Source organism: Pseudomonas sp. KH_040 (assembly GCF_057839305.1).
Window position 1 is genome coordinate 2,090,779 of sequence record NZ_CM174487.1, and the last position, 12,630, is coordinate 2,103,408.

Here is a 12,630-nt window from a genome sequence, read left to right on the forward strand (position 1 = left end):
TTTTCGGTTCAGGTCCTTGGCAAAACTTGCGCAAGGCCCTTCGTGTGCCTATCAGCTTTTTATGACAAGCCGTACAAATGGCCAGCAAATGCGGGCGGCATTCTAGCACGGTGGGTTTATGGCGCCAGCGCCTGCACCGGTCTATAAAAGATCAAAAGATCGCAGCTTTCGGCAGCTCCTACATTGGATTTGCGTGCGACCTGTAGGAGCTGCCGAAGGCTGCGATCTTTTAAGGTTATTAGACGATTGTCGACAATGTCTATTTATCCTTTGACTGATGCGGGCGAATTGGCTAGTTTTTGCCGCATTGGATTTAAAGGTGTCGACAATCATGCTGGATCAACTCGATCCCCCGGTCATCAGCGGCGACGATTCCGAGACGCTTTCGGAAAACGTCTTCCGACGCATTCAGGCGGCCATCGTCAAAGGCGAAATCGCCCCGGGCAGCAAGATCTCCGAACCGGAGTTGGCGCGCACCTACGGCATCAGCCGTGGGCCGTTGCGTGAGGCGATTCATCGGCTGGAAGGTCAGCGCCTGCTGGTGCGCGTACCGCACGTCGGCGCGCGGGTGGTGTCGCTCAGCCACGCCGAACTGCTCGAACTGTACGAAATCCGCGAATCCCTCGAAGGTATGGCCTGCCGTCTGGCGGCCGAACGCATGAGCGTCGAAGAAATCGACGAGCTGCGCCGAGTGCTGGAAACCCACGAGCGCGACGCCGCGTTTCAGGCCGGCGTTGGTTATTACCAGCAGGAAGGCGATTTCGACTTCCACTACCGGATCATCCAGGGCAGCGGCAACCGCACGCTGACGCAGATGCTCTGCGGCGAGCTGTATCAACTGGTGCGCATGTACCGCATCCAGTTTTCCACCACGCCGAACCGCCCGCGCCAGGCCTTTGCCGAACACCACCGGATTCTCGATGCCATCGCCGACCGTGATGGCGAACTCGCGGAATTGTTGATGCGCCGTCACATCGGCGCCTCGAAACGCAACATCGCCCGTCATTACCAGGACGGCGCCCACAATAAGACAGCCACTGAACGAGGTGAGTCATGAGTTCCAAGCACAGCACTCCAGGCCAGCGTTTCCGCGATGCGGTCGCCAGCGAGCACCCATTGCAAGTGGTCGGCGCGATCAACGCCAACCACGCGCTGCTGGCCAAGCGCGCCGGTTTCAAGGCGATCTACCTGTCCGGTGGCGGGGTGGCCGCAGGTTCCCTCGGCGTTCCGGATCTGGGCATCACCGGTCTGGATGACGTGCTGACCGATGTTCGGCGGATCACTGACGTTTGCGATCTGCCGCTGCTGGTCGACGTCGACACCGGTTTTGGTTCGTCGGCGTTCAACGTCGCGCGCACGGTCAAGTCGATGATCAAGTTTGGCGCGGCGGCGATTCACATCGAGGATCAGGTCGGCGCCAAGCGCTGTGGCCACCGTCCGAACAAAGAAATCGTCAGTCAGCAGGAAATGGTCGATCGCATCAAAGCCGCCGTCGATGCCCGTACCGATGACAGCTTTGTAATCATGGCGCGTACCGATGCGCTGGCGGTGGAAGGTCTGGAGTCGGCTCTCGATCGCGCAGCGGCGTGCATCGAGGCCGGCGCCGACATGATCTTCCCGGAAGCCATCACTGAACTGGAGATGTACAAGCTGTTCGCCAACCGCGTGAAAGCGCCGATCCTGGCCAACATCACCGAGTTCGGTTCGACACCGCTGTACACCACCGAGCAACTGGCCGGCGCCGACGTGTCGCTGGTGCTGTATCCACTGTCGGCGTTCCGCGCGATGAACAAGGCGGCGGAAAACGTCTACACCGCGATCCGTCGCGACGGCACGCAGCAGAATGTCATCGACACCATGCAGACTCGCATGGAGCTTTACGATCGCATCGATTACCACACGTTCGAGCAGAAGCTCGACGCGTTGTTTGCCGCGAAGAAATAAAGATCAAAAGATCGCAGCTTGCGGCAGCTCCTACATGAACCGCATTCCCCTGTAGGAGCTGACGAGTGCAACGAGGCTGCAATCTTTTCGCCACACTCCCTAACAAATTCAAGATTGGAGAAAACAATGGCCGAAGCAAAAGTACTCAGTGGCGCCGGGCTCCGTGGCCAGGTTGCCGGGCAAACCGCACTGTCCACCGTGGGCCAGGCCGGTGCCGGGCTGACCTATCGCGGCTACGACGTGCGTGAACTGGCAGCCGATGCACAATTTGAAGAAGTCGCGTACCTGCTGCTGTACGGCGAGCTGCCAACCCAGGCGCAACTCGACGAATACCAAGGCAAGCTGAGCAAGCTGCGCGACTTGCCGCAAGCGCTGAAAGAAGTGCTCGAACGCATCCCCGCCGACGCCCACCCGATGGATGTGATGCGCACCGGTTGCTCGTTCCTCGGCAACATCGAACCGGAGAAAGACTTCTCCGAGCAGCGTGACAAGACTGACCGCTTGCTCGCCGCGTTCCCGGCGATCATGTGCTACTGGTATCGCTTCAGTCACGACGGCAAACGCATCAATTGCGTCAGCGACGAGCCAACCATCGGCGGCCACTTCCTGCATTTGCTGCACGACAAGAAGCCAAGCGAACTGCACGTCAAAGTGATGAACGTTTCGCTGATCCTTTACGCCGAGCACGAATTCAACGCCTCGACCTTCACCGCCCGCGTTTGCGCCTCGACCCTGTCCGACCTGTACTCCTGCGTAACGGCGGCGATCGGTTCGTTGCGCGGCCCGCTGCATGGCGGCGCCAACGAAGCGGCGATGGAAATGATCGAGCGCTTCTCGTCGCCGGAAGAGGCGATCAAAGGCACCCTCGGCATGCTCGAGCGCAAAGACAAGATCATGGGCTTCGGTCACGCGATCTATAAGGACAGCGATCCGCGCAACGAGGTGATCAAGGGCTGGTCGAAAAAACTCGCCGATGAAGTCGGTGACAAGGTGTTGTTTCCGGTTTCCGAAGCCATCGACAAGACCATGTGGGAGCAGAAGAAACTGTTCCCGAATGCCGATTTCTACCATGCCTCGGCGTACCACTTCATGGGCATCCCGACCAAGCTGTTCACGCCGATCTTCGTCTGCTCGCGCCTGACCGGCTGGGCCGCGCATGTGTTCGAACAACGCGCCAACAACCGCATCATCCGTCCAAGCGCCGAATACGTCGGCGTCGAACAGCGCAAGTTCGTGCCAATCGAACGTCGCTGAAATGGTGAGTGCCGAATACTGATCTCGAAGCTCACCTAAATCCCTGTGGGAGCTGGCTTGCCAGCGATGACGGCGTCACATCCAACAATGATGCTGACTGACCCACCGCATCGCTGGCAAGCCAGCTCCCACAGGGTTCAATGTGAATTTTGAGGTCGGTGTCTGGCCCCACCCTTTGCAACTACCGTGACCCGAGTCCTGACCCGATGAACACAGAATTCCGCAAAACCCTGCCCGGCAGCCCTCTGGATTATTTCGACGCCCGCGCGGCGGTCGAGGCGATTCAGCCCGGCAGTTACGACACTCTGCCGTACACCTCCCGCGTGCTGGCGGAAAACCTTGTGCGTCGCTGCGACCCGGCCACGCTCACCGATTCCCTCAAACAACTGATCGAACGCAAACGCGACCTCGACTTCCCGTGGTTCCCGGCGCGTGTGGTCTGCCACGACATTCTCGGCCAGACCGCGCTGGTCGACCTCGCCGGCCTGCGTGACGCGATTGCTTTGCAGGGCGGTGACCCGGCGCAGGTCAACCCGGTAGTGCCGACGCAATTGATCGTCGACCACTCGTTGGCAGTAGAAGCGGGCGGTTTCGACAAGCAAGCGTTCGAGAAAAACCGCGCCATCGAAGACCGGCGCAACGAAGACCGTTTCCACTTCATCAACTGGACCAAAAAGGCCTTCAAGAACGTTGATGTGATCCCGCCGGGCAACGGCATCATGCACCAGATCAACCTGGAGAAAATGTCTCCGGTGATCCAGGTGCGTGAAGGCGTGGCGTTCCCCGACACCTGCGTCGGCACCGACAGCCACACCCCGCACGTCGATGCGCTGGGCGTGATCGCCATCGGCGTTGGCGGCCTCGAAGCCGAGAGCGTGATGCTCGGTCGCGCGTCGTGGATGCGTCTGCCGGAGAGCGTCGGCGTCGAACTGACCGGCAAGCTGCAGCCGGGCATCACCGCCACCGACATGGTGCTGGCGCTGACCGAATACCTGCGCAAGCAGAAAGTCGTCGGCGCATGGCTGGAATTCTTCGGCGAAGGCGCGGCGGCGCTGACCCTCGGCGACCGCGCAACCATCTCCAACATGGCTCCGGAATACGGCGCCACGGCGGCGATGTTCTACATCGACCAGCAAACCATCGATTACCTGAAACTCACTGGCCGCGAAGACCAGCAAGTGCAGTTGGTCGAGCAATACGCCAAGCTCACCGGCCTGTGGGCCGACAGCCTGAAAGGCGCGCAATACGAGCGCGGCCTGACTTTCGACTTGTCGTCGGTGGTGCGCAACATGGCCGGCCCAAGCAACCCGCACGCCCGCGTCGCGGTGGCGGATCTGGCGGCCAAAGGCATCTCCGGGCAGTGGGAAAACGTGCCGGGGCAAATGCCCGACGGCGCGGTGATCATCGCCGCCATCACCAGTTGCACCAACACCAGCAACCCGCGCAACGTCATTGCCGCCGGCCTGCTCGCGCGCAACGCCAACAAGCTCGGCCTGACCCGCAAACCGTGGGTGAAATCCTCGCTGGCGCCGGGTTCGAAAACCGTCGCCCTGTACCTCGACGAAGCAGGGCTGACCACTGAACTGGAGCAGCTCGGTTTCGGCGTCGTCGCCTTCGCCTGCACCACCTGCAACGGCATGTCCGGCGCGCTCGATCCGCTGATCCAGCAAGAGATTATCGACCGCGATCTGTATGCGACCGCTGTGCTCTCGGGCAACCGCAATTTCGACGGCCGCATCCATCCGTACGCCAAGCAAGCATTCCTCGCTTCGCCGCCGCTGGTGGTCGCTTACGCCATCGCCGGGACCATCCGTTTCGATATCGAAAAAGACGTGCTCGGTGTTGTGGACGGCAAGGAAATCCGCCTCAAAGACATCTGGCCGAGCGATGAAGAAATCGACTCGGTGGTGAAGTCTTCGGTCAAGCCTGAGCAGTTCCGTCAGGTCTACATTCCGATGTTCGCCGTCCACGAAGACACAGGCCCGAAAGTCACGCCGCTGTACGACTGGCGCGAGATGAGCACCTACATCCGTCGTCCACCGTACTGGGAAGGCGCACTGGCCGGCGCCCGTCCGCTGAAGGGCATGCGCCCGCTGGCGGTGCTGCCGGACAACATCACCACCGATCACCTGTCGCCATCAAACGCAATCATGCTCGACAGCGCCGCCGGCGAATACCTGGCAAAAATGGGCCTGCCGGAAGAGGACTTCAACTCTTATGCAACCCACCGTGGCGACCACTTGACCGCACAACGCGCGACCTTCGCCAACCCGAAACTGTTCAACGAAATGGTCGTGGAAAACGGCAAGGTCAAACAGGGTTCGCTGGCGCGTGTCGAGCCGGAAGGCAAAGTGATGCGCATGTGGGAAGCCATCGAAACCTACATGGAGCGCAAGCAGCCGCTGATCATCATCGCCGGCGCCGATTACGGCCAGGGTTCGTCCCGCGACTGGGCGGCGAAAGGTGTGCGACTGGCCGGTGTCGAGGCGATTGCCGCAGAAGGTTTCGAGCGCATTCACCGCACCAACCTGGTGGGCATGGGCGTGTTGCCTCTGGAGTTCAAGCCGGGCACCGACCGTCACACGCTGGCCATCGATGGCAGCGAAACCTATGACGTAATCGGCGAGCGCAAACCGCGTGCGGATCTGACGCTGGTGATCCATCGCAAGAACGGCGAGCGCGTTGACGTGCCGGTGACCTGCCGTCTGGATACCGCTGAAGAAGTGTCGATCTACGAGGCTGGCGGCGTGTTGCAGCGTTTCGCTCAGGACTTCCTTGAAGAGTCGGCGGTTGCCGTTTAAATCAACTGATGTGGGCAGGGGATTTTAAGTCCCGTGCCCTCGGTAAGGAGCATCATGGCTCACGCACCACAAATAAAGATCCCCGCCACCTACATGCGCGGTGGCACCAGCAAAGGCGTGTTTTTCAGCCTCAAGGATCTGCCCGAAGCGGCGCAGATTCCCGGCCCGGCTCGCGATGCTTTATTGCTGCGCGTGATCGGCAGCCCCGACCCGTACGACAAACAAATCGACGGCATGGGCGGGGCCACTTCAAGCACCAGCAAAACCGTGATCCTGTCGAAAAGCATCAAGGCTGATCACGACGTCGATTACCTGTTCGGTCAGGTCTCCATCGACAAGCCCTTTGTGGATTGGAGCGGTAACTGCGGCAACCTCTCGGCAGCGGTCGGTTCGTTTGCCATCAGCAATGGCCTGGTCGATGCCAGCCGCATTCCGCACAACGGTGTCGCGGTGGTGCGCGTGTGGCAGGCCAACATCGGCAAAACGATTATTGCCCACGTGCCGATCACCAACGGCGAAGTGCAGGAAACCGGTGATTTCGAGCTCGACGGCGTGACCTTTCCGGCCGCCGAAGTGCAAGTCGAATTCATGGACCCGGCGGCAGAAGAAGAGGGCGGCGGTGGTTCGATGTTCCCCACCGGCAATCTCATCGATGAGCTGCAAGTGCCGGGTGTTGGCACGTTCAAGGCGACCATGATCAACGCGGGTATCCCGACGATCTTCGTCAACGCCGCAGACATCGGTTACACCGGCACCGAACTGCAGAGCGCGATCAACAGCGATCCGCAAGCATTGCAGATGTTCGAAACGATTCGGGCTTATGGCGCGTTGCGCATGGGGCTGATATCGAATCTGGATGAAGCGGCGAAACGGCAACACACACCGAAAGTCGCGTTCGTTGCCAAGCCTGCGGATTACGTGGCGTCGAGTGGTAAAGCGGTTGGCGCTGGGGATGTCGATTTGCTGGTGCGCGCGTTGTCGATGGGCAAGTTGCACCACGCGATGATGGGCACGGCGGCGGTGGCGATCGGGACGGCGGCAGCGATTTCCGGCACCTTGGTCAACCTTGCGGCCGGTGGTGTTGAACGTAATGCCGTGCGCTTCGGGCATCCATCCGGGACGTTGCGCGTTGGCGCTGAAGCCAGTCTGGAGAACGGTGAGTGGGTGGTGAAGAAAGCCATCATGAGCCGTAGCGCGCGCGTTCTCATGGAAGGCTACGTGCGCATCCCGGGTGATTCTTTCTGATTTGAGATTTTTCACCCTCATCGGAACGCCGCCCGCCCAGCCCTCTCCCAAAGGGAGAGGGAGCCGACCGAGGTGTCTGGGGTTGTACATCGACCTGAAAGATTGCGGCGATTATGGATCCGGGGGCTGATCGAGGTTTTTGAAATTATGCATTGACCCGATCGATTATGGATTCAATGGAGATCGCTCACGTCGGTGAACCTCTAAAGCATCCCCCAATCAGTTCCCTCTCCCTCGGGAGAGGGCTAGGGTGAGGGGCCCCACCCACTGAAGAAACACCAAACAAGCAGGCACCCCAGACCTGCAATCAACCAAACCCGCCAAGCCCTGAGGAAGACCGCACCACTCATCATTCCCGCACAGGAGAACCGCAATGAGCGCCAACGTCGACCTGAACAACCGTCCCGACTACGACCATGTCCTGCAGGACATCGCCGATTACGTCCTCACCTTCAAAGCCCCCTCTGCCGAAGCCCTCGACACCGCCCGCAATTGCTTGATGGACACACTGGGCTGTGGCCTGCTGGCACTGCGTTTCCCCGAATGCACCAAGCACCTTGGCCCGATCGTCGAAGGCACCGTCGTCCCGTTCGGCGCACGCGTTCCCGGTACCTCCTATCGCCTCGACCCGGTCAAAGCTGCGTGGGACATCGGCTGCATCGTCCGTTGGCTCGATTACAACGACACCTGGCTCGCCGCCGAGTGGGGTCATCCATCCGACAATCTCGGCGGGATTCTTGCGGTGGCTGATCACCTCTCACAGAAGCGTCTGGCCAACGCTGAAGCGCCGCTGACCATTCGCGATGTGCTCGAAGCGATGATCATGGCCCACGAGATTCAAGGCGTGATCGCTCTGGAAAACTCCTTCAACCGCGTAGGACTCGATCACGTCATTCTGGTGAAAGTTGCTTCAACCGCTGTCACCGCCAAACTGATGGGCGCCAATCGTGAGCAACTGTTGTCGGCGTTGTCTCACGCGTTTGCCGATGGTCAGGCGCTGCGCACTTACCGGCACGCCCCAAACGCCGGTTCGCGAAAATCCTGGGCAGCAGGGGATGCGTCGAGTCGTGGCGTGCGTCTGGCCGATATTGCCCTGCGCGGCGAGATGGGCATTCCCGGAGTGCTGACTGCGAAACAGTGGGGTTTTTATGACGTGCTGTTCAGCCACACCAACAGTGATCTGGCATTGAAACCCGAGAACAAACGCGCCTTCAGTTTCTCGCGGCCGTTCGGCAGTTACGTGATGGAAAACGTGCTGTTCAAGATCAGTTTCCCCGCCGAATTCCACGCGCAGACCGCCTGTGAAGCAGCGGTGACGTTGCACCCGCAAGTGCGCAATCGTCTGCATGAAATCGACCGCATCGTCATCACCACTCACGAATCGGCGATTCGCATCATCTCCAAAGTCGGGCCGCTGGCCAACGCCGCCGACCGCGACCACTGCATCCAGTACATGACCGCCGTGCCGCTGGCGTTCGGCAATCTGGTCGCCGAGCATTACGAAGATGATTTCCACAAGGCGCACCCGATCATCGATGTGCTGCGCGAGAAAATGGTTATCGTCGAAGATCCGCGTTTCACTCGCGAATATCTGGAGGCCGACAAACGCTCGATCGCCAACGCCGTGCAGGTGTTTTTCAAGGACGGCAGCAGCACCGACAACGTCGTGGTGGAATACCCGATCGGTCATCGCCGCCGCCGTGTCGAGGTCATTCCGTTGCTGGAAGACAAGTTCAAAGCCAACCTGGCCACGCGTTTCACCGGCCAGCGCAGCGGCGAAATCTTCGCGTTGTGCAAGGATCAGACGCAGCTGGAGTCCACCCCGGTAAACCGTTTCGTCGACCTATTTGTGATCTGACGAAAAACCTGTAGGAGCTGCCGCAGGCTGCGATCTTTTGACTTTGATTGTAAAAAACAAGATCAAAAGATCGCAGCCTTCGGCAGCTCCTACATGGACCGCGTACGCCATTTTTCGATGGGCAATTTGGTGATCGCAAAGCCGCTCAATAAAATCGCCGAATAGATCATCAGCTCCCGGGACAGGGTTTGTCCCTCGTACCAGGCGCCGATGATCACGGCGAACACCGGGAAAATGATAAACACGAACGACAGGATGATTGGGCTTAGGCGTTTAAGCAGCAAAAAGTAAACGATGAATCCGCCGACCGAGGCCACCAGCCCGAGATAGAACAGGGCGGCCCACGAGCGTGTTGTCACTTGCGCAAACACCGGCGTTTCGACGCTCAATCCGACAATAAATAACATCGCTCCGGCAATGCCGATCGGCAGCGTGTTGTAGGTAATCACGCTGATCACGCTGCCATGTTTTTTCGTCACCACGTAACACAGCGCATGCATCACCGCCGCACACAGAATCGCCAACACGCCAAGCCATTCGGCCTGATCCAGATGCAGACCCTGGCTGCGAATAATCATGAACAGACTGCCGAAACCGATCGCGATACCGAGCATTTGCGACGGGTAGATTTTCTCGCGCAGAAACAGCGCGGAAAACAACAGGATAAACACCGGCATGCAACTGAACAGCAGCGCTGTCAGGCCGGACGACACGTGCATCTCGCCATAGTTGAGCAGGTAGTAGGGCAGACTGAAATACGACAGCGTGACGAACACAAAAAACCAGCGGCTTGGTCGAGGAAACAACAGTGGTTCCTTGCGCAACAGCGCAAAGCTCAGGAACAGCGGAAAGGCGATCAGAAAGCGCAGGCCGGCAGCGGTCAGCGGTGGCACGCTTTCCACCGCAATCTTGATCCCCAGCCACGTCGTACCCCAACTCAGGCAGACGATCAGAAACAGCGTGCTGGTGAGCAATCCGGCGAGCCAGGGTTTGCTGATGTTCATCGGTGTGCTGACGGCGGTCGACATGCGGCGTGCTCCGAACGGTGGAATTGACCTGATCGTGGAAACGGTCTATTTCTGATTGAACCTGTTTTAAGCACGCTATTCGGGGCGAGAATGACTGTCAAAGTAAGTATTGCCATGGTGTCAATCCTCCGCGACGGCCTCGCCAATGGCGTCGGCGTGAAGTACAAACGCTTGGCCGATGCGGTCGCACAGGCCATCGACGAAGGTGTGATCGATGCGGGATGCAAGTTGCCGCCCCACCGATTGCTGGCCGACAGTCTGGGCGTGACCATCGGCACTATCAGCCGGGCCTACGGTGATCTGGAGCGTGTCGGATTGGTGGTTGCTCGCGTAGGAGATGGCACTTATGTGTGTCAGCGCGGGATGGAGCGGCCGCAGGACAAAGGCTTTCGTAATGTCAGCGATGAGCCGTCAGCCTGCTTCGACATGAGCCGCAATCAACCGATGCCAGGACAAGAGGCGGCGTTCATGAGCCAGAGTCTCCAGGAGCTGGCGAGTGATCCACGGGTGTTACAGCAGTTGACTGGATACACCGCTGAAGGTGGGCTGGCACGGCACCGCTTGGCGGGGGCGGTCTGGTTGCAGCACGGGGCGTTTGTCCCGCATGTCGATCAGGTGTTGTGCGTCAACGGCGGCCAACATGGTCTGTTGTGCGCGTTGATGGGTTTGCTCAAGGCCGGCGACACCGTTGTGACCGAGCATTTGTCCTACCCGGGATTGATCGGCGTCGCACGTCAGCTCGGGATAAAACTCATTGGCGCGGCGATGGATGACGAAGGACTTGTGCCGTCGGCACTGGAAGAAATCTGCCGTCAGCATCGCGTTTCTGCACTGTATTGCACCCCAACGATCCAGAATCCTACAGCCGCTGTGATGTCGATCCCACGGCGCGAGGCGATTGCCGACCTCTGTCGCCAGTACAACCTGCTGATCATTGAGGATGAAGCCCATGCCGTGCTGGATCGTCAGCGCCCGTTGCCGCTGAGTTATTTCGCGCCGGAGCGTTCGGTGTTGATCGGCAGTTTGAGCAAAGCGGTTTCCGCGGGTTTGCGCGTCGGTTACCTGCACGCGCCGCAAGCGTTGATCGGGCGTTTGAGTGCCGCCATCCGCGCAACGTGCTGGATGGCCAATCCGTTATCGATGGAAGTGGCCAGTCTGTGGATTGAAAGCGGTATGGCCGAGCGTTTGCTGGACGAACAGATCAGCGAGATCGCTCGGCGCAAGGCTTTGGTGGCACCTGTTCTGCAAGGCTTGGACTACAAGACTCACCCTTACAGTCCGCATTTCTGGGTGCAAGTGCCTGAGCTGTGGCGGGCGTCGCAGATTGCGGCGGAGTTGAAGGAGAACAACTATCTGGTGGCCACCGCTGAGGCGTTTGCGGTGGGGCATGCAGCGGTGCCGCAATTTATTCGGGTGAGTGTGTGTAATGCGGTGGGGGATGATCGGTTGTTGCTTGCAGGTTTTGAAGCTTTAAGCCGGGCACTGACAGAGATCGTGTAATCGTTCATCGCGAGCAGGCTCACTCCTACAATGAATCTCTGTCGTCCACATGATCTGTGCCCGCTGAAGATCAACTGTAGGAGTGAGCCTGCTCGCGATAGCGGTCGCACAGACACCAGCAATCTACTTGAAGCGCCGCTCGACACCTTTCTCCACCAGAATCTTCGCCGAAATCTCTTCCACCGAAAAATGCGTGGAGTTGATGTTCGGGATGTTCTCGCGGCGGAACAGATTCTCCACCTCACGCACTTCGAATTCGCACTGGGCGTAGCTCGAATAACGGCTGTTGGGCTTGCGCTCATTGCGGATAGCGGTGAGGCGGTCCGGGTCGATGGTCAGGCCGAACAGCTTGTGCTGGTGGGCGCGCAGGGCCGTTGGCAGGGTCAGGCGCTCCATGTCGTCTTCGGTCAGCGGATAGTTGGCCGCGCGGATGCCGAACTGCATGGCCATGTACAGACACGTCGGCGTTTTACCGCATCGCGACACGCCCACTAGTATCAAATCGGCTTTGTCGTAATAGTGCGTGCGCGCACCGTCGTCATTGTCGAGGGCGAAGTTCACCGCCTCGATGCGCTCCATGTAATTGGAGTTGTGCCCGATCGAGTGGGACTTGCCGACGGTGTAGGAAGAATGCTCGGTCAGTTCCTGCTCAAGCGGGGCAAGAAAGGTCGAGAAAATATCGATCATGAAACCATTGGACGTTGCGAGAATCTCACGGATGTCCTGATTGACGATGGTGTCGAAGATGATCGGGCGGAAGCCGTCGGTTTCGGCGGCTTTGTTGATTTGTTGTACCATGGCCCGCGCTTTATCCACGCTGTCGATGTACGGTCGCGTGAATTTGCTGAAGGTAATGTTTTCGAACTGCGCCAGAAGGCTTTGACCCAGGGTTTCGGCAGTGATGCCGGTGCCATCGGAGATGAAGAAAGCAGATCGTTTCATTTGCACCTTGGGCCTTAAGCTAGTAACGAATCTTGGATATGATAGGCGCGATTTGTCG

9 protein-coding genes are annotated in these 12,630 nt (G+C 59.2%); 7 read left to right on the forward strand and 2 right to left on the reverse strand.

The window, feature by feature from the left end; all coding sequences use genetic code 11:
* Nucleotides 1-334 precede the first annotated feature (334 nt).
* The 6 genes from AC3IUF_RS09435 to prpD all read left to right on the forward strand — a co-directional run bounded on the left by AC3IUF_RS09435 (nt 335) and on the right by prpD (nt 9,102).
* Nucleotides 335-1,057: a GntR family transcriptional regulator gene (locus tag AC3IUF_RS09435; RefSeq protein ID WP_172828118.1), complete on the forward strand. Its 723-nt coding sequence runs from the start codon at nt 335-337 to the stop codon at nt 1,055-1,057.
* On the forward strand, nt 1,054-1,944 hold the full coding sequence (prpB, locus tag AC3IUF_RS09440; protein ID WP_007916432.1) for a methylisocitrate lyase: 891 nt from the start codon (nt 1,054-1,056) through the stop codon (nt 1,942-1,944). The genes AC3IUF_RS09435 and prpB overlap by 4 nt, the downstream gene beginning before the upstream one ends.
* Before the next feature lie 126 nt (nt 1,945-2,070).
* Nucleotides 2,071-3,198 (forward strand): bifunctional 2-methylcitrate synthase/citrate synthase, encoded by a 1,128-nt coding sequence (gene prpC, locus AC3IUF_RS09445; protein WP_150652924.1) that lies wholly within the window; start codon nt 2,071-2,073, stop codon nt 3,196-3,198.
* A 206-nt stretch (nt 3,199-3,404) separates the two neighbouring features.
* Nucleotides 3,405-5,999 carry a Fe/S-dependent 2-methylisocitrate dehydratase AcnD gene (acnD, locus tag AC3IUF_RS09450; RefSeq protein WP_489280912.1) on the forward strand — a complete coding sequence of 865 codons (2,595 nt, stop codon included), beginning with the start codon at nt 3,405-3,407 and terminating at the stop codon, nt 5,997-5,999.
* Between the two features lie 54 nt (nt 6,000-6,053).
* A complete protein-coding gene (gene prpF / locus AC3IUF_RS09455) occupies nt 6,054-7,244 on the forward strand; it encodes a 2-methylaconitate cis-trans isomerase PrpF (RefSeq protein ID WP_463542630.1) in 1,191 nt (396 codons plus the stop codon).
* A 373-nt stretch (nt 7,245-7,617) separates the two neighbouring features.
* On the forward strand, nt 7,618-9,102 hold the full coding sequence (prpD, locus tag AC3IUF_RS09460; RefSeq protein WP_489280913.1) for a 2-methylcitrate dehydratase: 1,485 nt from the start codon (nt 7,618-7,620) through the stop codon (nt 9,100-9,102).
* Between the two features lie 89 nt (nt 9,103-9,191).
* Here prpD and AC3IUF_RS09465 read toward each other — a convergent pair whose 3' ends face one another.
* Nucleotides 9,192-10,106, reverse strand: a complete 915-nt coding sequence (locus AC3IUF_RS09465; protein ID WP_489281620.1) for a DMT family transporter — start codon at nt 10,104-10,106, stop codon at nt 9,192-9,194.
* 114 nt (nt 10,107-10,220) lie between these two features.
* Between AC3IUF_RS09465 and AC3IUF_RS09470 the strand changes: the two genes are divergently transcribed.
* Nucleotides 10,221-11,630: an aminotransferase-like domain-containing protein gene (locus AC3IUF_RS09470; RefSeq protein WP_489280914.1), complete on the forward strand. Its 1,410-nt coding sequence runs from the start codon at nt 10,221-10,223 to the stop codon at nt 11,628-11,630.
* A gap of 123 nt (nt 11,631-11,753) precedes the next feature.
* Here AC3IUF_RS09470 and ppsR read toward each other — a convergent pair whose 3' ends face one another.
* Nucleotides 11,754-12,572, reverse strand: a complete 819-nt coding sequence (gene ppsR, locus AC3IUF_RS09475) for a posphoenolpyruvate synthetase regulatory kinase/phosphorylase PpsR (RefSeq protein WP_007916411.1) — start codon at nt 12,570-12,572, stop codon at nt 11,754-11,756.
* Nucleotides 12,573-12,630: the final 58 nt, after the last annotated feature.